The 23,611-nt window shown below is 71.5% G+C and carries 20 protein-coding genes; 11 read left to right on the forward strand and 9 right to left on the reverse strand.

What is annotated here, in order from left to right:
* Window positions 1–82: 82 nt before the first annotated feature.
* A complete protein-coding gene (locus PV963_RS29060; RefSeq protein ID WP_274818864.1) occupies window positions 83–1,204 on the reverse strand; it encodes a hypothetical protein in 1,122 nt (373 codons plus the stop codon).
* Between the two features lie 175 nt (window positions 1,205–1,379).
* Here PV963_RS29060 and PV963_RS29065 point away from each other — a divergent pair, with 175 nt between their 5' ends.
* On the forward strand, window positions 1,380–2,534 hold the full coding sequence (locus PV963_RS29065; RefSeq protein WP_274818866.1) for a cystathionine gamma-synthase: 1,155 nt from the start codon (window positions 1,380–1,382) through the stop codon (window positions 2,532–2,534).
* Window positions 2,535–2,550: 16 nt separating this feature from the next.
* Here the strand turns inward: PV963_RS29065 and PV963_RS29070 are convergent, their stop codons facing one another.
* The 3 genes from PV963_RS29070 to PV963_RS29080 all read right to left on the reverse strand — a co-directional run bounded on the left by PV963_RS29070 (window position 2,551) and on the right by PV963_RS29080 (window position 4,155).
* A complete protein-coding gene (locus tag PV963_RS29070; protein ID WP_274818868.1) occupies window positions 2,551–2,838 on the reverse strand; it encodes a hypothetical protein in 288 nt (95 codons plus the stop codon).
* A complete protein-coding gene (locus PV963_RS29075; protein WP_274818869.1) occupies window positions 2,835–3,338 on the reverse strand; it encodes a sigma factor-like helix-turn-helix DNA-binding protein in 504 nt (167 codons plus the stop codon). Before PV963_RS29075 ends, PV963_RS29070 begins: the two co-directional genes overlap by 4 nt.
* 310 nt (window positions 3,339–3,648) lie before the next feature.
* Window positions 3,649–4,155: a MarR family winged helix-turn-helix transcriptional regulator gene (locus PV963_RS29080; protein ID WP_274822145.1), complete on the reverse strand. Its 507-nt coding sequence runs from the start codon at window positions 4,153–4,155 to the stop codon at window positions 3,649–3,651.
* Between the two features lie 163 nt (window positions 4,156–4,318).
* Here PV963_RS29080 and ilvA point away from each other — a divergent pair, with 163 nt between their 5' ends.
* From ilvA to PV963_RS29095, 3 genes are all read left to right on the forward strand, one after another.
* Complete coding sequence (ilvA, locus tag PV963_RS29085) at window positions 4,319–5,548, forward strand: threonine ammonia-lyase (RefSeq protein WP_274818871.1); 1,230 nt, start codon at window positions 4,319–4,321, stop codon at window positions 5,546–5,548.
* A 149-nt stretch (window positions 5,549–5,697) separates the two neighbouring features.
* Entirely contained in the window at window positions 5,698–6,675 is a 978-nt protein-coding gene (locus PV963_RS29090; protein WP_274818872.1) for an ATP-binding cassette domain-containing protein, read from the forward strand.
* A complete protein-coding gene (locus PV963_RS29095) occupies window positions 6,672–7,529 on the forward strand; it encodes an ABC transporter permease (RefSeq protein WP_274818874.1) in 858 nt (285 codons plus the stop codon). The genes PV963_RS29090 and PV963_RS29095 overlap by 4 nt, the downstream gene beginning before the upstream one ends.
* A gap of 53 nt (window positions 7,530–7,582) precedes the next feature.
* On the opposite strand, the gene greA is transcribed toward PV963_RS29095, so the two are convergent.
* Both greA and PV963_RS29105 read right to left on the reverse strand, forming a co-directional pair.
* The gene (greA, locus tag PV963_RS29100) at window positions 7,583–8,080 is read right to left on the reverse strand and encodes a transcription elongation factor GreA (RefSeq protein ID WP_086559539.1); all 498 of its coding nucleotides are present in this window, start codon (window positions 8,078–8,080) and stop codon (window positions 7,583–7,585) included.
* A gap of 179 nt (window positions 8,081–8,259) precedes the next feature.
* The gene (locus PV963_RS29105; RefSeq protein ID WP_274818877.1) at window positions 8,260–8,658 is read right to left on the reverse strand and encodes a DUF4307 domain-containing protein; all 399 of its coding nucleotides are present in this window, start codon (window positions 8,656–8,658) and stop codon (window positions 8,260–8,262) included.
* A gap of 147 nt (window positions 8,659–8,805) precedes the next feature.
* Between PV963_RS29105 and mca the strand changes: the two genes are divergently transcribed.
* A complete protein-coding gene (gene mca / locus PV963_RS29110; RefSeq protein WP_274818879.1) occupies window positions 8,806–9,687 on the forward strand; it encodes a mycothiol conjugate amidase Mca in 882 nt (293 codons plus the stop codon).
* Window positions 9,680–9,946: a hypothetical protein gene (locus PV963_RS29115; RefSeq protein ID WP_274818880.1), complete on the forward strand. Its 267-nt coding sequence runs from the start codon at window positions 9,680–9,682 to the stop codon at window positions 9,944–9,946. Before mca ends, PV963_RS29115 begins: the two co-directional genes overlap by 8 nt.
* A 77-nt stretch (window positions 9,947–10,023) precedes the next feature.
* Here PV963_RS29115 and PV963_RS29120 read toward each other — a convergent pair whose 3' ends face one another.
* Window positions 10,024–13,221, reverse strand: coding sequence for a tetratricopeptide repeat protein (locus tag PV963_RS29120; RefSeq protein WP_274818882.1), 3,198 nt, complete (start codon window positions 13,219–13,221; stop codon window positions 10,024–10,026).
* A 238-nt stretch (window positions 13,222–13,459) separates the two neighbouring features.
* Between PV963_RS29120 and PV963_RS29125 the strand changes: the two genes are divergently transcribed.
* The 5 genes from PV963_RS29125 (at window position 13,460) to PV963_RS29145 (ending at window position 22,233) form a co-directional block, all read left to right on the forward strand.
* Window positions 13,460–15,547 carry a thioredoxin domain-containing protein gene (locus tag PV963_RS29125; protein WP_274818884.1) on the forward strand — a complete coding sequence of 696 codons (2,088 nt, stop codon included), beginning with the start codon at window positions 13,460–13,462 and terminating at the stop codon, window positions 15,545–15,547.
* Window positions 15,548–15,684: 137 nt separating this feature from the next.
* On the forward strand, window positions 15,685–16,995 hold the full coding sequence (locus PV963_RS29130) for a glycosyltransferase (protein ID WP_274818885.1): 1,311 nt from the start codon (window positions 15,685–15,687) through the stop codon (window positions 16,993–16,995).
* Window positions 16,992–18,641, forward strand: a complete 1,650-nt coding sequence (locus tag PV963_RS29135; RefSeq protein WP_274818887.1) for an ArnT family glycosyltransferase — start codon at window positions 16,992–16,994, stop codon at window positions 18,639–18,641. Before PV963_RS29130 ends, PV963_RS29135 begins: the two co-directional genes overlap by 4 nt.
* A complete protein-coding gene (locus PV963_RS29140; RefSeq protein ID WP_274818889.1) occupies window positions 18,638–19,831 on the forward strand; it encodes a glycosyltransferase in 1,194 nt (397 codons plus the stop codon). Before PV963_RS29135 ends, PV963_RS29140 begins: the two co-directional genes overlap by 4 nt.
* Complete coding sequence (locus PV963_RS29145; protein WP_274818891.1) at window positions 19,828–22,233, forward strand: galactose oxidase-like domain-containing protein; 2,406 nt, start codon at window positions 19,828–19,830, stop codon at window positions 22,231–22,233. Before PV963_RS29140 ends, PV963_RS29145 begins: the two co-directional genes overlap by 4 nt.
* Here PV963_RS29145 and PV963_RS29150 read toward each other — a convergent pair.
* A complete protein-coding gene (locus PV963_RS29150; protein WP_274818893.1) occupies window positions 22,230–22,955 on the reverse strand; it encodes a Mut7-C RNAse domain-containing protein in 726 nt (241 codons plus the stop codon). The genes PV963_RS29145 and PV963_RS29150 overlap by 4 nt on opposite strands.
* A 33-nt stretch (window positions 22,956–22,988) precedes the next feature.
* Window positions 22,989–23,609 (reverse strand): TetR/AcrR family transcriptional regulator, encoded by a 621-nt coding sequence (locus PV963_RS29155; protein WP_274818894.1) that lies wholly within the window; start codon window positions 23,607–23,609, stop codon window positions 22,989–22,991.
* Window positions 23,610–23,611 lie beyond the last annotated feature (2 nt).

Consider the following 23,611-nt stretch of genomic DNA (forward strand, 5'->3'; position numbering starts at 1 on the left):
GCGACCGGACCGACTCTCGGTGCGGCCGAGCCCGCGTCTCCGCGCGCCCCAGCCCGCGTTTCCGTGCACCCCAGCCCGCGTCTCAGTGCGGCAGGCTCGCCGGGTTGCCGCCGTTCGCCTCATAGCCCGCCACCGCCAGTGCCCGGTACACGGCGAACTCCGCCGCAGGGTCGGCGGACAGGGTCCAGGGCAGGGCGCCGACGTGGCCGTCGATGTGCACCAGTTGGTTCATGGCCTCCGCCCAGCGCTCGCTGCGGACCAGGAAGAAGACCAGCATGTGCCGCACGTGCGCCAGCATCGGGTCGTCGGGGCGGGCCGAGTGCACCGCGTGCAGCGCGCCGTGGACCGCCTTCGTGACGACCTCGGTCTGCCAGAAGCTGCTGACCAGGGTCACCTCGGGGAGGTGCTCGAACACCGCGAACAGGGGCATGGCCGCAAGCAGGGAGCCCTTGGGCGCGCGGGCGGCCGCGGCCTCCGCGAACTCGTACGCCAGCTCACGCGAGCCGTGCCACTTCTCGCACCAGTAGTGCAGCGCGGCCAGGTGCGCTCCCATGTGGGCCGGGGCGCGGTCCAGGATCTTCAGCCAGACCTGCTCGAAGTCCTTCTGGGAGTAGCCCAGCCCGCGGGCCACCGACAGCTCGACGATGTACGGGATCGGGTCGCCGGGGGCCAGCAGCGCCGCCTCGCCGCACGCCGCCTTCGCCTCCTCCATGATGATCCGGAACTCGTCCGTCCCGGGCGTCGCCGTCCGCCACGCCTGCTGCACCAGGAACTCGGCGTGCACCGCGGCCCCGCCCGCGTCCTTGGGCGCCTCGGTCCGCCACACCCGCAGCCACTGCCCGCCCGGCGCCTCGCCCACCCCGCCGGGCCGCTGGGAGAGCTCCAGCGAGGCAGCGCCCGCGAAGGCCTGCACGCGCTGCCAGCGCCGCTCGCCCTCCGTCTCCGTCCCGGCGAGGAGCTGCTGCGCCGCGCGGTAGTCCTGCGTGCGCTGCACCACGTCCAGGACGTCCAGCAGGTCCTGGTCGGGGCCGGGCATGCGGATGTCCAGCTCCTCCTCGCGGACGAAGCCGTAGTTCGCCGGGTCCGCGGCGTCCGGGTGGTCGGGCGAGACCAGCCCGATCGCGCCCCCGCGCCTGCGCCGCAGGAAGGGAAGCAGCACGAAGCCCAGCATGACCAGTGCGATCAGGACCCAGAGAATCTCCATGCGACAAGCGAACCAGACCGCGCCGACAATTGGCCAACCTGATCCGCGAACCTGTGGAAACCCCGCCGAGCGGCACCCGTCGCCGTGCCCGTCGCCCTGTGGAAAACCCGGTTCCGTGGCCCGTGTGGCCTCGTCCCCCGGCACTCAGCGCGTCGGCGCACTACCCTCGGTGCCCATGAGCGACAGGCATATCAGTCAGCACTTCGAGACGCTCGCGATCCACGCGGGCAACACCGCCGACCCCCTGACGGGCGCGGTCGTCCCGCCGATCTACCAGGTGTCGACCTACAAGCAGGACGGCGTCGGCGGCCTGCGCGGCGGCTACGAGTACAGCCGCAGCGCCAACCCGACCAGGACCGCTCTGGAGGAGAACCTCGCCGCCCTGGAGGGCGGCCGCCGCGGTCTCGCGTTCGCGTCCGGGCTGGCGGCCGAGGACTGCCTGCTGCGCACGCTGCTCAGCCCCGGCGACCACGTGGTCATCCCCAACGACGCCTACGGCGGCACGTTCCGCCTGTTCGCCAAGGTCGTCGCCCGCTGGGGCGTGGAGTGGTCGGTCGCCGACACGAGCGACCCGGCCGCCGTACGGGCCGCCATCACCCCGAAGACCAAGGCCGTGTGGGTGGAGACCCCCTCCAACCCGCTCCTCGGCATCACGGACATCGCCGCCGTCGCTCAGATCACCCGGGACGCGGGCGCCCGCCTCGTCGTCGACAACACCTTCGCCACGCCCTACCTCCAGCAGCCGCTCTCGCTCGGCGCGGACGTCGTCGTGCACTCGCTGACCAAGTACATGGGCGGCCACTCGGACGTCGTCGGCGGCGCACTGATCACCGGCGACGCCGAGCTGGGCGAGGAACTGGCCTTCCACCAGAACGCGATGGGCGCGGTCGCCGGGCCCTTCGACTCCTGGCTGGTGCTGCGCGGCACCAAGACGCTCGCGGTGCGCATGGACCGGCACAGCGAGAACGCCGCCAAGGTCGCCGACATGCTCACCCGGCACGCGCGCGTGACGAGCGTCCTGTACCCGGGCCTGCCGGAGCACCCCGGTCACGAGGTCGCCGCCAAGCAGATGAAGTCGTTCGGCGGCATGGTCTCCTTCCGCGTGGCGGGCGGCGAGGAGGCGGCCGTCGAGATCTGCAACCGCGCCAAGGTGTTCACGCTGGGGGAGTCCCTGGGCGGCGTCGAGTCGCTGATCGAGCACCCCGGCCGGATGACGCACGCCTCCGCGGCCGGCTCGCTCCTGGAGGTGCCCGGCGACCTGGTGCGGCTGTCCGTCGGCATCGAGAACGCCGACGATCTGCTGGAAGACCTCCAGCAGGCGCTGGGCTAGGACGCCCCCGGCGGGGTCACCAGCCGGTGAGGGGTGGAGTCGTGTCCGACGGCGGCTCCACCCACGGGCGGGCCGTCAGAGCCCACACCGTGAATCCCACGGCCGCCGCGAACATCAACAGCCACAGCAGGCGCCGCGCGACCGTCCTGCGCCGCAGCATCCGGCCGCCCCGGCGCACCGCCTCCGCCTGGATCTCGGCCGGCACGGACCGCGACGACCCCTGCTCCAGCAGCCGCCGAACGGCCGCCTCACGGTCGTTCCCGACAGGGCTCCGGCCGGGAGGGCTCTGGTCCGGCGGTCTCATGACGGCACCGCCTTCGCGGCCGTCGCTGCCGGTGCCTGGCCCCGTGAGCGGTGCAGCAGGGTCGTCGTCGCCCGGTGGCAGATGGCCCGTACGCGCTCCGTGGACAGGCCGAGCAGGGCCGCCGTCTGCTCCTCGGCGACGCCTTCGTAGAGCCTGAGCACCAGGATCAGCCGCTCCTGCGGGGTGAGCGGGGCCAGGGGACTCGCCGGGTGCGGTCGGGAGCGGCCGAGACCGCGGTGGTGGTGCCACGCGCCGCGCGCGAAGCGGGTGGCCAGGTACTGCCGTGTGCGGTCGTACGGATCCTCGCCGCGCAGCCGGTCCCAGCACGCGTACGTGTGCGCCAGCGACAGGGTCAGCAGGCGTCGCGCGCGGGGGTTGTCGTCCGGGGCCTCCGCGGTGAGCAGGGTCGCGGCGTGCAGCAGCCGCCCGGCCGCGCCCGCGACGAACGCCTCGAACTCCCGGGCTCGACGCGTCGCCTGGGACGCATGCCGTTGTCGCACCGCGCCTCCCGCCGGACGGCGACCTGAGGATGCGGGCCCGGCCGGGTACGGGCGCGACGGCCGCGCACGACGGGGACCCGGTCTCATATCAGGCCAGGGGCGGCCCCGCGGTCAAGAGCCGCGCACCGGCTCGGGACGGCGGACGACCCGGCCGGCGCGGGCGGCCCCGTGACCAAGTGCCCCACCCGGGCGCGGCCGGCCACTGCCCGCGTGTGCCTCGCCCCTGTACCCGCCACGCGCGCGTGCCGCGCACACGTCGTACGGCGCCCCCGGAGAGCGAACGGCGCTCAGAAGCCGCGTCGTACGGCGCTCAGGACGGCGACTCCGCCTCCGGCGCCGGTACCCCGGACGCCGCCATGCGGGCGGACAGCGCGCTGTTGAAGCGCGTGAGGAGCGAGCAGAACGCCTCGCGCTCCGCCGGCTCCCAGTCCTCGGTCAGCTCGGCCATCAACTGCCGCCGCGACGAGCGCACTTCCTCCAGCCGCGCCTGCCCGCGCGGGGACAGCTGGAGCACCACCGCCCGCCCGTCCTCGGGGTGCGACGTGCGCTTGACCAGGCCGGTGTCGACGAGCGGAGCCACCTGCCGGGTGACCGTCGAGGAGTCGATCCCCATGCTCGCGGCGAGCGCCTTGACGCCCATCGGGCCTTCTTTGTCGAGACGGTTGAGCAGCAGGTACGCGGCGCGGTCCATGGAGTTGCGCACCTGCCCGACCCCGCCGAGCCGCGTCTGTTCGGCACGGCGGGCGAACACCGCCACCTCGTGCTGGAGGGTGTCGAGAAGACCGGTGTCACCGACGGTCGTCATGTCCATCGACATTTCAGGTGTTGTGGGCATGGCCGGGGGCTCACTTCGTGGAGGGCTGGCTGATTGGGGGACAGGGTACGCGGCCGGGGCGCGGGCCGTACCGGCGCTGCGCAAAGCGGGTCTCGGAGGTTGGTCACAACGGCCGTTCCCGCCCGTGAACTGCGATGCTGGAGTCATGAGCTACAGCACGGCTGACTCCTTGCTGCCCGTCACCCTCGACGACGTGCGCGGCGCCCAGAAGATGCTCTCGGGCGTGGCACGGGTGACCGCGCTGGAGGGCAGCAGGCACCTGTCCCAGATGGTCGGCGCGCCGGTGCACCTCAAGTGCGAGAACCTCCAGCGGACGGGTTCGTTCAAGCTGCGCGGCGCCTACGTCCGGATCGCGGGCCTGCTGCCCGAGGAGCGCGCCGCCGGGGTCGTCGCCGCGAGCGCCGGCAACCACGCGCAGGGCGTCGCCCTGGCGTCCGCGCTGCTCGGCGTGCGCTCCACGGTGTTCATGCCGAAGGGCGCCCCGCTGCCCAAGGTCAGCGCCACCCGGGACTACGGGGCCGAGGTGCGGCTGCACGGCCAGGTGGTCGACGAGACGCTGACCGCCGCGCAGGAGTACGCGGCCGAGACCAGCGCGGTGTTCATCCACCCCTTCGACCATCCCGACATCATCGCGGGCCAGGGCACGGTCGGCCTGGAGATCCTGGAGCAGTGCCCGGAGGTACGCACGATCGTCGTCGGCATCGGCGGTGGCGGGCTGGCCGCCGGGATCGCCGTGGCGGTGAAGGCCCTGCGGCCGGATCTGCGGATCGTGGGTGTCCAGGCGGAGGGCGCGGCGGCCTATCCGCCCTCGCTGACGGCGGGCCGGCCCGTCACGGTCGAGAACCCGGCGACGATGGCCGACGGCATCAAGGTCGGGCGGCCCGGCGACGTGCCGTTCGGGATCATCGGCGATCTGGTCGACGAGGTGCGCACGGTCAGCGAGGACGAGCTGTCCGCCGCGCTGCTGCTGTGCCTGGAGCGGGCCAAGCTGGTCGTGGAGCCGGCCGGGGCGAGCCCGGTCGCGGCGCTGATGAGCCGGCCCGGCTCCTTCGAGGGCCCGGTCGTCGCGGTGCTGTCCGGCGGCAACGTCGACCCGGTGCTGATGCAGCGGGTGCTGCGGCACGGCATGGCCGCGCAGGGCCGCTACCTGGCCGTCCGGCTGCGGCTGACGGACCGGCCCGGCGCTCTGGCCACACTCCTGGGCGTGTTGTCAGTGGTCGACGCTAACGTCCTCGATGTGAGCCACGTACGAACCGACCCGCGGCTCGGGCTCACGGAGGCGGAGGTCGAGCTGCACCTGGAGACGAAGGGCCCGGCGCACTGCGCCGAGGTGGGCCAGGCACTGCGCGAGGCGGGCTACACGGTCATGGGCTGACCGCCTCCGGAGCCGGGTTCAAGATCCTTTCGTCGCGAGAAGCGCAACACGGAAAACCTCGTTGTGAGACGCGATATATCGCGTTATGGTGTGTCTGTGCGAAACCTGATCCATCCTGTCCGGCGATTCCCGAAGACGTGGAGACATTTATGCCAGGCGCCATCTATGCCGAAGGTCTGGTCAAGACCTTCGGTGACGTAAGGGCCTTGGACGGCGTCGACCTCGACGTGCCCGAGGGCACGGTCCTCGGCCTGCTCGGGCCGAACGGCGCGGGCAAGACGACCACCGTCCGCTGCCTGACCACCCTGCTGCGCCCCGACAGCGGACGGGCGGTCGTCGCGGGCATCGACGTGCTCAAACAGCCCGACGCCGTCCGCCGCTCCATCGGCCTGTCCGGCCAGTTCGCGGCCGTCGACGAGTACCTGACCGGCCGCGAGAACCTGCAGATGGTCGGTCAGCTCTACCAGATGAAGGCCAAGGCGGCGAAGGAGCGCGCGGCCGAGCTGCTGGAGCAGTTCCACCTCACGGACGCGGCCGACCGCCCCACCAAGACCTACTCCGGGGGCATGCGCCGCAGGCTCGACCTCGCCGCGGCCCTCGTCGTCTCGCCGCCCGTGATGTTCATGGACGAGCCGACGACCGGCCTCGACCCCCGCAACCGCCAGCAGCTGTGGGAGGTCATCAAGCACCTGGTCTCCGGCGGCACGACGCTGCTGCTGACCACGCAGTACCTGGAAGAGGCCGACCACCTGGCGCACGACATCGCGGTGGTCGACCACGGCCGGGTCATCGCCAAGGGCACCTCCGACCAGCTCAAGGCCCGCACCGGCGGCGAGCGCGTCGAGGTCGTGGTGCACGAGCGCGAGCACATCCAGGCCGCCGCCGAGGTGCTCGCCGGCTTCGGCAAGGGCGACACCACGGTCGAGGAGCACATGCGCAAGCTCACCGCGCCCGTGACCGGCGGCGCCAAGCTCCTCGCCGAGGTCATCCGCGAACTGGACACCCGAGGCATCGAGATCGACGACATCGGCCTGCGCCGGCCGACCCTCGACGACGTCTTCCTGTCACTGACGGGACACGTGGCCGAGGCGAAGAACGAGGAGACCGACGAGGAGGCCGCGAAGTGAGCGCCGTCACCGACACCGTGCGGGTCGCGCCGGCCGCGAACCCGGTCAGCCAGTCCATCCGCGACTCGATGGTCGTCGCGAAACGCAACCTGATCCGCATGTCCCGGATCCCGGAGATGATCATCTACGGGCTGATCCAGCCGATCATGTTCGTGGTGCTGTTCACCTACGTCTTCGGCGGCTCCATGCAGATCGGCAGCAGCACCAGCGCCGTCGACTACAAGAACTTCCTGATGGCGGGCATCTTCGCGCAGACCGTCACGTTCGCCACCGCCAGCTCCGGCGCCGGTATCGCCGACGACATGCACAAGGGCCTCATCGACCGTTTCCGCTCCCTGCCCATGGCACGCGGTGCTGTCCTCACCGGGCGCACCCTCGCCGACTCCGTGCAGACGGCCCTCACCCTGGTCGTCCTCGCGGTGGTCGCCCTCCTGGTCGGCTGGCGCGTCGGGTCGGACGGCGACACCAACCTCGGCAAGGTGCTCGGGGCCTTCGGCCTGCTGCTCCTGCTCGGCTACGCGTTCACCTGGATCGGCGCCCTGATCGGCATGTCCGTCCGGACCCCGGAGGCGGCCACCTCCAGCGGGCTGATCTGGCTCTTCCCGGTCACGTTCATCTCGAACGCGTTCGTGGACACCAGCCACATGACCCCGTGGCTGCGCCATATCGCCGAATGGAACCCCTTCAGCGCCACGGTCCAGGCCTGCCGCGTGCTGTTCGCCAACCCGGGCCAGTCGCAGTCGGACGCCTGGCCCATGCAGCACCCCGTGTGGGCCTCGCTGATCTACTCGATCCTGATCCTGGTCGTCTTCCGGACGCTGGCGGTGCGCAAGTACCGTTCCGCGACGGCATGACATTGCCCCCGGCGCCGCGAGGCTGCCGGGGGCAGGTCAAGACGTCGGCTGTATCAGCCCTCGTACGGCTCGGCCTTGAGGATCTTCACCGAGGCCTTCTTGCCGTTCGGCAGCTCGTACTGCGCGTCCTCGCCGACCTTGTGGCCGATCACGCCGGTGCCCAGCGGGGACTGCGGGGAGTACGTCTCGATGTCGGCGCTCGCGTACTCGCGTGAGGCGAGCAGGAACGTCAGCGTGTCGTCCTCGTCACCGTCGAACGCGATCGTGACGACCATGCCGGGCGCCACGGCGCCGTCCGCCGCGGGGGCCTCACCGACCTTGGCGTTCTCGAGGAGCTGGGTGAGCTGGCGCACACGGAGTTCCTGCTTGCCCTGCTCCTCCTTGGCTGCGTGGTACCCGCCGTTCTCACGCAGGTCGCCCTCCTCGCGTGCGGCGGCGATCTTCGCGGAGATCTCCGCCCGCGCGGGACCAGTAAGGTACTCAAGCTCAGCCTTGAGCTTGTTGTACGCCTCCTGGGTCAGCCAGGTGACGTTCTCGCTGGTCTGGGTCACAGGTGCTCCTCGTAGGTACTGGGAATACAAAGCATCGCCCTACCCAGAAGCATGTTCCTTCACGGATGGGCGAAACCACGAGCCTAACAATTCAGGAGCAGAAGGGGGAGGACATAAGCCACCAGTTTCGCGTCAACGCAGGTCAGCGCCTACGTATTGCAGGTGACTCCGGCGGGGTCTCAGCCGGTGTGGCAGCCCAGCAGCTCGGCCGTCGTCCCCGGGGAGGTCGTACGGAGCGTGACGACCTTGTCGATGCGGGTGGCGTCCCCGTCGAAGCGGAAATCGGCCCGGCCGACCTCGGCACCGTTCTCGGCCTGCGAGCGCACGGTGCAGTAGCCGTCGGTGCCGGCGTCCTTGCGGACCTCCAGGTGCACCTGCACGGAATCCTTGCCGGGCTCGAAGCTGATCACCTCGGCGCTGATCTCGCTCTGGGCGACGTAGTGGTAGCCGAACCAGCCGACGAGCCCCAGCAGCGCCGCCGCGAGGACAGCGCCGACGACCTTGAGAGTGCGGTCGGCGCGCTCGTCCGAGGAACGGCCGTAACGTCCCTCGGGCAGTCGCGTGCTCGCCGTGCTCATGATCGTCCTCCAGACAGGGCCGGGACGAACGTCCCATAAGGGGGCCCGGGACCCGGTCCCGGAATTATTCGCCCCCCGATTCGGTCACTATAGAAGCCGCTGATTGCGCCGACGCACACAGGGCGCCGACTTACTGAGGATTGAGTCTTGACTGACCAGTTGCGACTGATGGCCGTTCATGCCCACCCCGACGACGAGTCGAGCAAGGGCGCGGCGACCATGGCGAAGTACGTGTCCGAGGGGGTGGACGTGCTGGTCGTGACCTGCACGGGCGGGGAACGCGGCTCCATCCTCAATCCGAAGCTCCAGGGGGACAGGTACGTCGAGGAGCACATCCACGAGGTACGCAAGAAGGAGATGGACGAGGCCCGGGAGATCCTGGGCGTCAAGCAGGAGTGGCTCGGCTTCGTCGATTCGGGCCTGCCCGAGGGCGACCCGCTGCCGCCGCTGCCGGAGGGCTGCTTCGCCCTGGAGGACGTCGACCACGCGGCCGGTGAGCTGGTGCGGAAGATCCGCTCCTTCCGTCCCCAGGTGATCACCACCTACGACGAGAACGGCGGCTACCCGCACCCCGACCACATCATGACCCACAAGATCTCGATGGTGGCGTTCGAGGGGGCGGCGGACACCGAGAAGTACCCGGAGGCCGAGTACGGCCCCGCGTACCAGCCGAAGAAGCTCTACTACAACCAGGGCTTCAACCGCCCCCGCACCGAGGCGCTGCACCAGGCGATGCTCGACCGGGGCCTGGAGTCGCCCTACGGGGACTGGCTCAAGCGCTGGGACGAGTTCGGCATGAAGGAGCGCACGCTCACCACGCACGTCCCCTGCGGCGACTTCTACGAGATCCGCGACAAGGCGCTGATCGCGCACGCCACGCAGATCGACCCCGACGGCGGCTGGTTCAAGGTCCCGATGGACATCCAGCAGGAGGTCTGGCCGACGGAGGAGTACGAGCTGGCGAAGTCCCTCGTCGATACCTCCCTCCCCGAGGACGACCTCTTCGCGGGCGTCCGCGACAATGCCTGACATGAGCGCAAGCGCAAGCCTGGCAATGACGCACCTCGTCTCCTTCGCCAAGGAGGTCGACGAGGACAAGGTCACCCCCGGCGTTCTCGGCTTCATCGTCTTCGCGGCGATGGCCCTGGCGGTGTGGGCCCTGATGAAGTCGATGAGCCGGCACATGAACAGGGTCGACTTCACCCAGGTCCCGGACCCCAAGGCCGAGCAGGCGGAGTCGGAGCCCGCGGACGCGGAGGCCTCCGGCCAGGCCAAGCAGCAGGGCTGACGCCCCCTCCCGGGGCGACCGTCTCTCCCCGGGGGCGCCCGTCGGCGGCCGTTCGCCGCCGACGGGTGTCGCGTGCCCTACGGCTTCGACTCCACCGCCACCCCCATCACCTCCCGCGCATGCCGGTTCGGCACCATGCCCAGGCGCCAGGCCTGCCAGCCCGCCTCCAGGGTCACGCCCCGTTCCAGCAGCAGGGCGTACGCGTCGAGGTAGTCGTCCAGCTTCTGGTCGCGCAGCGGATGGCTCGCGCGGGACAGCTGGGCCAGCTCCTCCTGGGCCACGGCCGTGCCGACCTCCATGCCGCCGGGGGCCGCGTACGGCAGTAGCGTGCAGCGCAGGAAGCGGGCCCAGTCCTCGCCCCGGCGGTCGCCGTACGACGTGAAGAGGTTCGCCGCCTCGTCGACAAGCGTCAGCGCCTGCTGGGTGCGGGCGTTGCCCGCGTCCACGACCGCCAGTTCCAGGCAGGTCCACGCCTCGCCGTGGGCGACGCCGATGCGCTGGAAGTCGGCTCGGGCGTCGACCAGGAGCTGGCGGGCGAAGCCCGAGTTGCGCAGCGAGCCCGTCTGGGCCGCGCGCTGGTCGCGGGTGACGCGCGCCGAGTGGTGGCGGGCGCAGGCCAGGCCGTAGACGTCCCGCATGCGGGAGAACATCGTGCGGGAGCGTTCCAGTTCGCGGACCGCCTGGTCCAGATTGCCCGTCTCCTCCAGGGCCTGGCCCAGGTAGTACAGCGTCCACGCCTCGCCGCGGGCGTCCTCGTTCTCGCGGTGCCGGGCGGCGGCCCCGCGCAGTTCCTCCACGGCCGGGGACGCGTCACCGGCGACCAGCCGGGCGCGGGCCAGCTGGGTCAGGGCCCAGGCCTCGCCGCGGGCGTCGCGGGTGCGGCCGTACAGCTCCAGGGCCGCGCGCAGCTCTGACTCGGCGCGCGGGACGTCGCCCATGCGCAGGCCGAGCTGGCCGAGCTGGAAGTGGGCCCACGCCTGGCCGTGCACGGATTCGCCGGCGCGGTGCAGCACCAGCGACTCGGTGAGCAGGTCCAGCGCCTCGGCGACCCGGGCGCGGTCCCGCTCCACCGCCGCCAGGGCGTGCATCGTCCACGCCCGGTCCGTCGCCAGCTCGGGGGAGGACTGCAGGGCCAGGGCCTCGCGGAGCTTCGCCGACGCCTCCGTCAGATTGCCCTGGTGGTGCAGGGTGATGCCGAGGGAGCACAGTGCGCGGGCGGCCCCCGCGTCGTGATGGGCCTCCCGGTAGAGGTCCACGACCGAGGTCAGGGTGGTGCGGGCCTTGTCCAGTTCGCCCAGCTGCCGTGCCGCGATGCCGGTGCGCCACTGCACCGAGCGGACCAGCAGGCCCTGGTCCACCGCCTGGGCCAGCTCGCTGATCTCGCCCAGGCGGTAGAGGTCTCCGCGCAGCAGGCAGTAGTCGCACAGGGCGCCCAGGAGGTTCAGGACCGCCGCCTGGTTCACGCCCTCGGCGTGCCGCAGCGCCGCCGTGATGAAGCTCGACTCGTCGTCCAGCCAGCGCAGCGCCTCGTCGAGGGAGGGGAAGCCGTAGGGGCTGAAGCGGTTCGTGCGGGTCGACATGTTGCCGTCGACCATGCGCAGCACCGAGTCGGCCAGCTCGGCGTAGTTCACGATCAGCCGTTCCTGGGCCGCCGTGCGCTCGGCCGGTTCCTCCTCGTCGAGGAGCCTGGCCTGGGCGAAGGAGCGGACCAGGTCGTGCAGCCGGTAGCGGTCGCCCCGGACGTGGTCGATCAGCCCCGCGCGGGTCAGGGCCTGGAGATGGCGTTTGGCCTCCGCCTCGTCGGTGGCCAGCAGCGCGGCGGCCGCGGCGGCGCCCAGCGAGGCCCGGCCGGCCAGGGCCAGGCGGCGCAGCAGCCGCCGTACGGGCTCCGGCTGGTCGGTGTAGCGCAGCCACAGGGCGCGTTCGACCGGCTCGACCGGGCCGTACGCGCCGAGGTCCGTGGCCAGCGCGCGCGGCGAGCGCGGGCCGAGGCACGAGCCGGCGATGCGCAGCGCCAGGGGCAGCCCGCCGCACAGCTCCCGGACCCGGTCGGCGGACTCGGCGTCGTACGGACCGGACCGGTCCTGCGCCGCCGCGCCCAGCAGTTCCTCCGCACCGGCAGCGTCCAGCGGCTCCACCGTCAGCTGATGCACCCGCGCGGGCAGACCGCCCAGCTCCAGCGGGCCCCGCGCGGTCACCAGCACCAGGCTGTCGGACCGCTCCGGGACCAGGGCGCGGACCTGCTCGGCGTCCGAGGCGTCGTCCAGGACGACCGTGACCGGCAGGCCGGTCAGATGCTGGTGGTACAGCTCGCTCAGCCGCTTGACCTGCTGGTCGGGGGAGGAGCGCTCGCGGAACAGCAGTTGCTCGCGGGGCGCGCCGAGCCGGTTGAGCAGGTGCAGCAGGGCGTCGCGGGCGGACAGCGGGGACTCGCCCGGGCTGTCGGAGCGCAGGTCGACGACGCAGGCGCCGCGGAAGTAGTCCTTCAGATCGTGCGTGGCGTGCACCGCGAGGGTCGTACGGCCGCTGCCGGGCGTGCCGTGCAGGACGACCACCGTCGGCTGGGTCTCCGTACTCGCCCGGGCCGCCTGCACCCACTGCCGGATCTGCGCCAGCTCGTGCCGCCGCCCCGCGAACGGCTGAGCCGGTTCCGGGAGCTGCGCGAAGGACTGCTCCAGCACGTTGCGCCCGCGCGCCGCCGCGCTCTTGTCGGCGCCCCGCAGCCGCGGCCCCGTCTGCTTCGGCCCGGTGGAGGCGGCGAGCACCCGCTGCTGGTCCAGGAACGGCCTGATACCGCGCACCTCCAGTGCCGTCAGCCACTGCAGCCGCAGCTGTTCGGGCCCGCCCGGCTGGCTCACGGCCCCGGCCCGGTGGTGTGCGGCCGGCAGGTGCGAGCCGACGACCTTCACGACGGTCGCCGCGGCGCCCACGACACCCACGGTCACGCCCGCGCCCAGCGCCGTCCCGGTACTCGTGCCCAGGGCCATGTCGGCGACGACGGCCGCGACCGCCGCGACCCCGGCCACCAGCAGCGGTGTTCCGGCGCCCTCCCGGGCGTAGCGCTGACCGAAGGTGAGCTGCCCGGCCGCCGCCTCGTCCAGGGCGCGCGTGTAGGCCTCGTACTCCTCGGCCGCGCTCTGCGCCATCGCGTCGAGCGCCCCGCGCGCCCGCGCGAGCAGCACCTTCCCGTCCGTGCGCCCGCCCGTGCGGCGTACTTCCTCCTCCACGGCCCGTGCCAACAGCCGCTCGGCCTCCGCCCGATGACTGTCCCGCATGTCACGTCCCCCTCCGGCGGCAACGGCGTGCTCGCTAGTCACCTCGGTCGATCCCTCGGTCGTTTCCTTGGTCAAGTGTGCTGCCGACGGCGCATCGGGGCGAGGGGGCGTGCCCCGCCCGATTCTGTGAAGACACGGGCCCGTTGGTGTACGGCGCACCCGGCGGGCGTGCGCCGGGCGCGGCGCCCGCGCGACGCCTGCCGCGTGCCGGGCCGGGTACTGCGGCAGGATGGACACCATGCCGAACCGACTGGCGCACGAGACGTCCCCCTACCTCCTTCAGCACGCCGACAACCCCGTCGACTGGTGGCCCTGGTCGGCGGAAGCCTTCGAGGAGGCCCGCAAGCGGAACGTGCCCGTGCTGCTCAGCATCGGCTACAGCAGCTGCCACTGGTGTCACGTGATGGCCCACGAGTCCTTCGAGGACCAGGAGACCGCCGACTACCTCAACGCGCACTACGTGAGCGTGAAGGTCGACCGCGAGGAACGCCCGGACGTCGACGCCGTCTACATGGAGGCCGTGCAGGCCGCGACCGGGCACGGCGGCTGGCCCATGACCGTCTTCCTCACCCCGGACGCCGAGCCGTTCTACTTCGGCACGTACTTCCCGCCCGCCCCGCGCCAGGGCATGCCGTCCTTCCGGCAGGTGCTCCAGGGCGTCCACCAGGCGTGGGAGGAGCGGCGGGACGAGGTCACCGAGGTCGCCGGGAAGATCGTCCGCGACCTGGCCGGGCGGGAGATCTCCTACGGCGACGCCCAGACCCCCGGCGAGCAGGAGCTCGCGCAGGCGCTGCTCGCGCTCACCCGCGAGTACGACCCGCAGCGCGGCGGATTCGGCGGGGCGCCGAAGTTCCCGCCGTCCATGGCCTTGGAGTTCCTGCTGCGCCACCACGCCCGCACCGGTGCCGAGGGCGCACTCCAGATGGCGCAGGACACCTGCGAGCGCATGGCCCGCGGCGGCATCTACGACCAGCTCGGCGGCGGCTTCGCCCGCTACTCCGTCGACCGCGACTGGATCGTGCCGCACTTCGAGAAGATGCTGTACGACAACGCCCTGCTGTGCCGGGTCTACGCCCACCTCTGGCGCGCCACCGGCTCGGAGCTGGCCCGCCGGGTCGCCCTGGAGACCGCCGACTTCATGGTGCGCGAACTGCGCACGAACGAGGGCGGGTTCGCCTCCGCGCTGGACGCCGACAGCGAAGAGGAGGTGCCGCGCGAAGCGCGTCTTCAGAAGGGTGGTGGCGGGCGCCGGGAGGGCGGCACCGGCAAGCACGTCGAGGGCGCGTACTACGTGTGGACGCCGGAGCAGCTGCGCGAGGTCCTCGGCGAGCAGGACGCCGAGCTCGCCGCCCAGTACTTCGGCGTGACCGAGGAGGGCACCTTCGAGCACGGCCAGTCCGTCCTCCAGCTGCCGCAGCAGGACGGCCTGTTCGACGCCGGGAAGATCGCCTCGATCCGGGAGCGGCTGCTGGCGAAGAGGGCCGGGCGTCCCGCGCCCGGCCGGGACGACAAGGTCGTCGCCGCCTGGAACGGCCTCGCGATCGCCGCGCTCGCCGAGACCGGCGCCTACTTCGACCGGCCCGACCTCGTCGAGGCCGCCCTCGCCGCCGCCGACCTGTTGGTCCGGCTGCACCTCGACGAGCAGGCCAGGCTCACCCGCACCAGCAAGGACGGCCACGCCGGCGCCAACGCGGGCGTCCTGGAGGACTACGCCGACGTGGCGGAGGGCTTCCTCGCGCTGGCGTCCGTCACCGGGGAGGGCGTCTGGCTGGAGTTCGCCGGGTTCCTCCTCGACCACGTCCTGGCCCGCTTCACCGACGAGGAGTCGGGTGCCCTGTTCGACACCGCCTCCGACGCCGAGCGGCTGATCCGCCGCCCGCAGGACCCGACCGACAACGCCGCCCCGTCCGGCTGGACCGCGGCGGCGAGCGCCCTGCTCGGCTACGCCGCGCACACCGGGTCCGAGCCCCACCGCACCGCAGCCGAGAGGGCTCTCGGCGTCGTCAAGGCGCTCGGGCCGCGCGTGCCCCGCTTCATCGGCTGGGGGCTCGCCGCCGCGGAGGCCGCGCTGGACGGGCCGCGCGAGGTCGCGATCGTGGGACCGTCCCTCGACCACGAGGGCACGAGGACCCTGCACCGCACGGCACTGCTGGGCACCGCGCCCGGCGCGGTCGTCGCCGTCGGGGCCCCGGACAGCGACGAGTTTCCGCTGCTCAGCGACCGTCCACTGGTCGGCGGTGAACCGGCCGCGTACGTCTGCCGTAACTTCACATGTGACGCCCCGACGACCGAGGCTGAAAGGTTGCGTGCGGTCTTGAGCGGCTGAAGTCGGGAATCAACGGAAACACGCTCTTTATCTGAACAGCCCCCAGACTTCACAGTTCCCCCATAACCTCTGCACAGTGCCGTGACGGATGAGGTGAATCGCCACGGCGGGGGGTTCTGGGATCTGGGGGGATCTGTTTGCTGACGTCTGTCTTCATCGCTGCCGTTTCACTGGCCCTGTTCTGGATGGCGGCCTTCACCCTGTGGTGGCAGATGCACGCCTGGCGTACGCCGGAAGTGCTCGCCTCCACGCGGTTCAGCAGTCCGGACGGGGACGAGCACGTCTCCTTCTCGCTGCTGCTGCCGGCCCGGCACGAACAGGCGGTGCTGGACCACACGATCCAGCGGCTGCTGGAGTCGAGCCACACCGACTTCGAGATCATCGTGATCGTCGGGCACGACGACCCGGAGACGACCGCCGTGGCCGAGCAGGCCGCGGCATGTGATCCACGGGTCCGTGTCGTCGTCGACACACACGAGAAGAAGAACAAGCCGAAGGCCATGAACACGGCCCTGCCGCACTGCCGCGGTGATGTCGTCGGTGTCTTCGACGCGGAGGACCAGGTCCACCCCGAGCTCCTCGCGCACGTCGACCACGCCTTCCGCACCACCGGCGCGGACGTCGTCCAGGGCGGCGTGCAGCTGATCAACTTCCACTCCAGCTGGTACAGCCTGCGCAACTGCCTGGAGTACTTCTTCTGGTTCCGCTCGCGGCTCCACCTGCACGCGCAGAAAGGTTTCATTCCGCTCGGCGGCAACACCGTCTTCGTCCGCACGGACGTCCTCAGGGAAGCCGGCGGCTGGGACCCGAACTGCCTCGCCGAGGACTGCGACCTGGGGGTGAGGCTCTCCAGCGTCGGCAAGAAGGTCGTCGTCGCCTACGACTCCGACATGGTGACCCGGGAGGAGACCCCGGGTTCACTGGTGTCCCTGCTGAAGCAGCGCACCCGCTGGAACCAGGGGTTCCTCCAGGTGTACCGGAAGAAGGACTGGAAGCAACTGCCCACCCTCGGGCAGCGGTTGCTCGCCCGCTACACCTTGATGACGCCGTTCATGCAGGCCTTCACCGGCCTGATCATCCCGCTGAACGTGGCGATCGCGCTGTTCCTGGACGTGCCGGTCGGCATCGCGTTCATCACCTTCCTGCCGGCCGTCACCGCCCTGGTCACCTTCGTCTTCGAGATCGTCGGACTGCACGACTTCGGCAAGCAGTACGGGCTGCGCGTGCGGTTCGCGCACTACCTGAAGCTGATCGTGGGCGGCCCCTTCTACCAGGTCCTGCTCGCCGGGGCGGCCGTGCGTGCCGTGTGGCGTGAGCAGCGCGGCCGCAACGACTGGGAGCTGACGAGCCATGTCGGCGCGCATCTCGACGGGACGGCCGTGGCCCGGCAGGACGTTCCCGTGGCCCGGCAGAACGTTCCCGTGACCCGAGAGGACGTTCCCGCGTGACCTCCACCCTTCCCGCGGTGACCACTGCCAAGGTCCCCGCGCAGCGCCGGCCTGCGCCCGGCACCGGTGCGCACCGACGCCCGGAGCCGCCGAGCCGGCTGCGTTCCTCCCGCCCCGACCTGCTCCTGTGCGGTGTCCTCCTCGTGGCGATCCTCGTCGTGCAGGGCTGGAACATCGCCGACTACCCGGCCCTCAGCGACGACGAGGGCACCTACCTCGCCCAGGCCTGGTCGGTCCAGCAGGGCAACGGCCTCGCCCACTACACCTACTGGTACGACCACCCGCCGCTGGGCTGGATCCAGATCGCCGTGCTGACCTGGATACCCGCGCTGATCAGCCCCGAGTCGATGACGGTGGGCACCATGCGCGCCGCGATGCTGGTGATCAGCGGCATCAGCGCGGTCCTCGTCTACGTGCTGGGCCGCCGCCTGGCGCTGCCCCGCTGGGCGGCCGCGCTCGGCATGGTGTTCTTCGGCCTCTCGCCGCTGGCGGTCGTCCTCCAGCGGGAGATCTTCCTCGACAACCTCGCGGTGATGTGGACGCTGCTGGCCTTCACCCTGGCCGCCTCCCCGAGCCGCCACCTCTGGCACCACTTCGGCGCGGGGATCGCGGCGGCGACGGCCGTCCTCACCAAGGAGACGATGCTCGTCGTCCTGCCCGCCCTGTTCCTCACCATGTGGCGGCACAGCCACAAGGACACCCGCAAGTTCGCCCTCACCGGAGCCGTCACGGCCTGCGCGCTGATCGGCTTCGCGTACCCGCTGTTCGCCCTGCTCAAGGGCGAGCTGCTGCCGGGCAGCGGGCACGTCTCCCTCTGGGACGGCGTCAAGTACCAGATGACCAGACCCGGTTCGGGCTTCATCCTGGACCAGGGCTCCGGCTCCTGGGGCGTGCTCCAGTCGTGGCTGTACTACGACAAGGTCCTGCCCCTCGGCGGCCTCGCGGGCGCTCTCCTGCTCCTCGTCACCTGGCGCTGGTCCGTCACCGCCCGGGCCCTCGCCGGACCGGCCCTGGCCGTCGCGGTCTTCGCCGCGCTGGCCCTGCGCCCGAACGGCTACCTGCCCGCGATGTACGTCATCCAGGCCCTGCCGTTCCTCGCCCTCGTCCTCGCCGGAGGAACCGCCTCCGTCGCCCACGCCGTGCTGAGCCGCTGGCGCTCCGAGGCGGAGAAACGGTACGTCAGCGTGGGCCGGTACGCGCTCGCCACGGTCCTCGCCCTCGCCGCCGGCGCCTACGTCGTACCGCACTGGTACGACGGCGCCCGCACCGCCGTCACCACCGACGCCAACGCCCCCTACAAGGCCGCGTCGAAGTGGCTGGCCACCGAGGTCGAGAACCCGGAGCGCACCCGCGTACTGGTCGACGACGCCCTCTGGCTCGACCTCGTGCACCAGGGCTACCGGCCGGGCCTCGGCGTCATCTGGTTCTACAAGGCCGACCTCGACCCGGCGGTGACGAAGACGATGCCGCGCGGCTGGCAGGACCTCGACTACGTCGTCGCCTCGCCGACCGTGCGACGGGACGCGGCCGACCTGCCCAACGTCAAGGCCGCCATGGAGCACTCGGCCCCGGTCGCCACCTTCGGCACCGGTCCCGACCGCATCGAGATCCGCCAGATCCAGACCACCGCCGGAGGCGCGCGATGAGCCAGGAGTCCACCGTCCCCGGCGAGGTCGTCGAGACCGCCGAGATCCCCGAACCGGGCGCCGTCACCATCGTCGTACCGACGTTCAACGAGTCGGCGAACGTACGGCAGTTGCTGCGCCAGATCACCGAGGCCGTGCCGGCCCGGCTGCCCTGCGAGGTCGTCTTCGTGGACGACTCCACCGACGACACGCCCGAGGTCATCGAGAAGGCCGCGCAGGACTGCCCGTTCCCGGTGACCGTGCTGCACCGCCAGGAGCCGGTGGGCGGGCTCGGCGGCGCGGTCGTCGAGGGACTGAAGGCCGCCACGTCCGACTGGATCGTCGTCATGGACGGCGACTGCCAGCACCCGCCGTCCCTCGTGCCGGACCTGGTCGCCACCGGCGAGCGGGCGAACGCCGGGCTGGTCGTGGCCTCCCGGTACATCAAGGGCGGCAGCCGGGCCGGGCTCGCGGGCAGCTACCGCGTGGCCGTCTCGCGCGGGGCGACCTGGCTGACCAAGGCGCTCTTCCCGCGCCGGCTGCACGGCATCAGCGACCCGATGAGCGGCTTCTTCGCGATCCGCCGCAGCGCGGTCACGGCCGAGGTGCTCCAGCCGCTCGGCTACAAGATCCTCCTCGAACTCGCCGTCCGCAGCCGCCCGCGCCGGGTCACCGAGGTGCCCTTCGTCTTCCAGGACCGGTTCGCCGGGGAGTCCAAGTCGACCGCGCAGGAGGGCTTCCGTTTCCTGCGCCACCTGGCCGGGCTGCGCGCCGCCTCGCCGGTCGCGCGCATGGTCGGCTTCGGCCTGATCGGGCTCACCGGCTTCGTACCGAACCTGCTGGGCCTGTGGGCGCTGACCGCCGTCGGCATGCACTACATACCGGCGGAGGTCCTCGCCAACCAGCTCGGCGTCGCCTGGAACTTCCTGCTCATCGAGCACCTGCTGTTCCGCGAGCGGCGCCGGCACCGCCGCTGGTGGGACCGGGCCGGCCGGTTCGCGCTGCTCGCCAACGCCGATCTGGTGCTGCGCATCCCGCTGATCGCCCTGTTCGTGCACCAGTTCCACCTGGGCGTGCTGTCCGCCACCGCGCTCGCGCTGGTGACGACGTTCGTCCTGCGCTTCGCGGCCACCGAAGCGCTGGTCTATCTGCCGCGCCGGGGCCCCGACAAGCCCGTGCGCGAGAGCCGCACCGCGAGGAGAGCCGCGTGAACAAGTACCGGAGAAGGACCGCACTCGTGGGCGTGGGCGCGCTCACGGCCGGTCTCCTGCTGACCGCGCCCCAGCCCGCCTCCGCCGCCAACCTCATCAGGAACCCCGGCTTCGAGACCGCCGGCACCGGCGACATGCCGTACTGCTGGGAGAAGTCCGGCTGGGGCGACAACGACTTCACCTTCACCACCACGACCGACGCGCACAGCGGCGGCAAGGCCATGAAGGTCGAGCTGACCCGCCGCGCCGACGGCGACCGCAAGGCGTTGATCACCGAGTCCGCCGAGTGCGCGCCGGTGGTGACGCCGGGCAGGCAGTACGACCTCGGCCTCTGGTACAAGACCACCACGCCCGACGCGTCGATCACGCTGTTCCGGCACGACGCGACGGCCGGCTGGCAGTACTGGACCGACCTCAAGACGCTGGACCTGGCGGGCGACTGGACCGAGGCCACGGTCCGCACCCCCGAGGTCCCTGCCGGCACCGACCGCATCTCCTGGGGCGTCTCCGTCTACGGCACCGGCTCGGCCACGACCGACGACTACACGATGGACCAGGTCCCCGACCCGGTCCTGCCGCCGGAATGCACGGGCACGGCCGAACAGTGCGCGAACGGGAAGTGGGACGTGCTGCCCACCAAGAACCCGGTGCGCTCCATGCACTCCGTCGTCCTGCACAACGGCAAGGTGCTGCTGATCGCGGGCTCCGGCAACGACGAGTCGATGTTCAAGGCGGGCACGTTCACGTCCGCGGTCTACGACCCGTCGGACGGCTCCTACGAGGTCATCCCCACACCGAAGGACATGTTCTGCGCCGGCCACGTGCAGCTCCAGGACGGGCGTGTGCTGGTGATGAGCGGCAACAAGGGCTACCCGTCGGGGGACGGCCGCGTCGGCTACCAGGGCTACAAGGACTCGTACATCTTCGACCCGGAGACCGAGACCTACACGAAGACCAACGACATGAACGACGGTCACTGGTACCCGTCGGCCACGATCCTCGGCAACGGTGACGTCATCTCCTTCGGCGGCCTGAAGGAGGACTCCACCGGCTCGGTCACCGCCGAGCTGTTCTCCGAGGCCGAGCAGCAGTGGCAGCCGACCTGGAAGGTCAACCAGACCTGGTCGTACTGGGGCCTGTACCCGTCGATGATCCTCATGCAGGACGGCCGCCTCTTCTACTCGGGCAGCCACGTCTTCGGCAACAACATCCCCGGCACCGGCTCGGCGATCTACGACTACGGCGCCAACACCATCACCCAGGTGCCGGGCCTGCAGAAGAAGGACGAGCGCGACCAGTCGGCCAGCGTGCTGCTGCCCCCGGCGCAGGACCAGAAGGTCCTCACCCTGGGCGGCGGCAACATCGACTCCAACCCGGAGGCGAACCGCCTGACCGACATCATCGACCTCAAGCAGCCCGACGCGTCCTACGTGGCCGGGCCGCCGATCCCGCAGGGCACGGTCGACCTGGGCGACGGCCCGGTGCCGCAGACCGGCGACCAGGGCAAGATGTACCTCTCCGCCGTGCTCCTGCCCGACGGCAAGGTGCTGGAGACGGGCGGCGCGCTGCACAACCGTGCCAACCCGGTCTTCGAGACGTCGATCTTCGACCCCGGGACGGAGACCTTCGACCCGGTGGCCGTCGACCCCGAGGCGCGCGGCTACCACTCCTCGGCGTTCCTGCTCCCCGACGGCCGCGTGATGACCACCGGCGACAACCCGGGCAACGGCTCCTGGAACCACGACGTGTCGGTCTACAGCCCGCCCTATCTGTTCAAGGGCCCGCGTCCGGAGATCACCTCGGTGATCGACACCGAGTGGAACTACGGCGACACCCAGCGGATCACCGTCGACCGGCCCATCGCCAAGGCCGAGCTGATCCGCCCGGCCGCCGTCACGCACTCCTCCGACCCGAACCAGCGGTTCGTGGACCTGCCGCTGTCCGTCGACGGCGACAACGTCGACCTGAACGTGACGAGCAACCCCAACCTGGCCCCGCCCGGCTGGTACATGCTCTTCGCGGTGGACGCGAACGGGGTGCCGTCGGTGGCGAAGTGGGTGCACCTGAAGGGCCCGCAGGCCCTCAAGGCGACGGACGCCTCGGCGCACGTCCACGACTTCGCCGACGCGCCCGAGGGCAAGGTCGCGGGGCCAGGCAAGAAGCGCACGTCGCAGAAGGTCAGCCCGACGATCTCCGGCTGCGACCGCCACTACGGCTCGATCAACGTCTGCGTGCCGACCGACTTCCCCGCGGAGGTGAAGAAGTCGACGGCGGCGCGCTGTGAGTGGCTGAAGGCGAACGACTACGGCCGGCTGAAGGTCAACGGCAAGGACGACCCGCTGCGCCTGGACCGCAACGGGGACGGGATCGCCTGCGGCAAGGCAGACGTGAGAAGGGGTTAGCTTCCGAACTCGGCGAGGGCGCGCTCCACGATGGCCTCCAACTGCTCGTGGTGCGCGCCCTTCCAGTACGCCCGGCCGCACTCGGCGCACTGCGCGAACACGTCGTACGTCGCGTGCGTGCCGTGCTTGAGCTGGTCGGCGACCTCGTCCTTGGTCGCCTCGCGGAGCAGCCCGTTGCAGGCCGTGCACCGTGTCCAGGGCCGCAGTTCGGGCTGGAAGCGGTCCAGGACGTCCCGCAGCTGCTCCTCCGGCCGGGTGCTGTAGACGAACGCCCCCGCCCACAACTCGCGGCGCCGCAGCAGCCCTCGGTCACGGCTCAGCATGACCCGCTGCTCGGCCGCCGAGCGAGCGGCCAGCGCCGGGTCGCCGATGTCGGTCGACTCGTAGGCCGTGTCGACACCGAGCAGCCGCAGCCGGCGGGCCAGCGTGCCGAGGTGTACGTCGAGGAGGAAACGCAGGGGAGCGCCCGGCACCCGCTGGGGGCGGGCGACGGTCCGTACGGTCACCGACTCGCCGACCGCCGGGACGTGCGAGACGGGCACCTCGCGGCCGTCCACGACCAGGGCGCCCACCTCGGTCAGCGGCACACCCAGCGACTCGACGACGTGGCCCAGGCTGGAGACGCCGTCCGTGGTGGCCCGCAGGGCGCCCGACCGCCGGGCCTGGGGGACGAACACGTACAGCTCGGGGGCGAACTCGACGCGGATCTCGGGACCGTTCACCCGGTCAGGATGTCACGGCGGCGGGCGCCGGCCTCAGGGTTTTCCGGTCGGCAGGCCGTGCTCCAGGACGTCCAGGGCACGGTCGACGAGCTCCCGGATGTCGTCCCGGTGGCCGGTCTCGGCCCAGTAGTGGGAGACCTCCATCAGTCCGCCCATCACGGACATGGCGAAGACCCGGAGCTCCAGGCTGTCGGGGTCGAGCCCGGAGCGCTCGGCGAGGGCCTCGCGGAGCAGTCGGCCGGTCGCCGCCATGCTCTCCATCATGCGGGCGCGGACGGCGGGGACCTCGACCCCGAGCCGGGCCCGCAGCCGGGTCACCTCGGGTTCCTCGGCGAGGCTCAGGTCGAGGGCCGTGCGCATCACGTGCCGCAGGACGTCGGCCCACGACTCGTCCTCCGGGCGGGCCCGCAGCTCCGCCGGCATCACCGGGTCCCACTCGTCGGTGATGACGATGTCCTCCTTGGTCGGGAAGTACCGGAAGACGGTCGACGGCGACACCTCGGCCCGGTCGGCGATCTGCTCGATCGTCGTGGCGTCGTAACCCTGCTCCTCGATCAGCGCGTAGGTCGCGGCGCGGATCGCCTGGCGGGTCTTGATCTTCTTCCGCTCCCGGAGTCCCAGTGGGGGCCGGTCGGCGGGGGTGACACTAGCCATGA

It is taken from the genome of Streptomyces coeruleorubidus, from assembly GCF_028885415.1.
Lineage (GTDB): Bacteria > Actinomycetota > Actinomycetes > Streptomycetales > Streptomycetaceae > Streptomyces > Streptomyces coeruleorubidus_A.

Bases quoted from the DNA above. Each gene is read 5' to 3' on its own strand.
- PV963_RS29155 (WP_274818894.1), bottom strand. From the start codon at position 23,609: ATGGCTAGTGTCACCCCCGCCGACCGGCCCCCACTGGGACTCCGGGAG.
- PV963_RS29090 (WP_274818872.1), top strand. From the start codon at position 5,698: ATGCCAGGCGCCATCTATGCCGAAGGTCTGGTCAAGACCTTCGGTGAC.
- PV963_RS29115 (WP_274818880.1), top strand. From the start codon at position 9,680: ATGCCTGACATGAGCGCAAGCGCAAGCCTGGCAATGACGCACCTCGTC.
- PV963_RS29140 (WP_274818889.1), top strand. From the start codon at position 18,638: ATGAGCCAGGAGTCCACCGTCCCCGGCGAGGTCGTCGAGACCGCCGAG.
- PV963_RS29080 (WP_274822145.1), bottom strand. From the start codon at position 4,155: ATGTCGATGGACATGACGACCGTCGGTGACACCGGTCTTCTCGACACC.
- PV963_RS29120 (WP_274818882.1), bottom strand. From the start codon at position 13,221: ATGCGGGACAGTCATCGGGCGGAGGCCGAGCGGCTGTTGGCACGGGCC.
- ilvA (WP_274818871.1), top strand. From the start codon at position 4,319: ATGAGCTACAGCACGGCTGACTCCTTGCTGCCCGTCACCCTCGACGAC.
- PV963_RS29070 (WP_274818868.1), bottom strand. From the start codon at position 2,838: ATGAGACCGCCGGACCAGAGCCCTCCCGGCCGGAGCCCTGTCGGGAAC.
- PV963_RS29125 (WP_274818884.1), top strand. From the start codon at position 13,460: ATGCCGAACCGACTGGCGCACGAGACGTCCCCCTACCTCCTTCAGCAC.
- PV963_RS29065 (WP_274818866.1), top strand. From the start codon at position 1,380: ATGAGCGACAGGCATATCAGTCAGCACTTCGAGACGCTCGCGATCCAC.
- PV963_RS29105 (WP_274818877.1), bottom strand. From the start codon at position 8,658: ATGAGCACGGCGAGCACGCGACTGCCCGAGGGACGTTACGGCCGTTCC.
- PV963_RS29060 (WP_274818864.1), bottom strand. From the start codon at position 1,204: ATGGAGATTCTCTGGGTCCTGATCGCACTGGTCATGCTGGGCTTCGTG.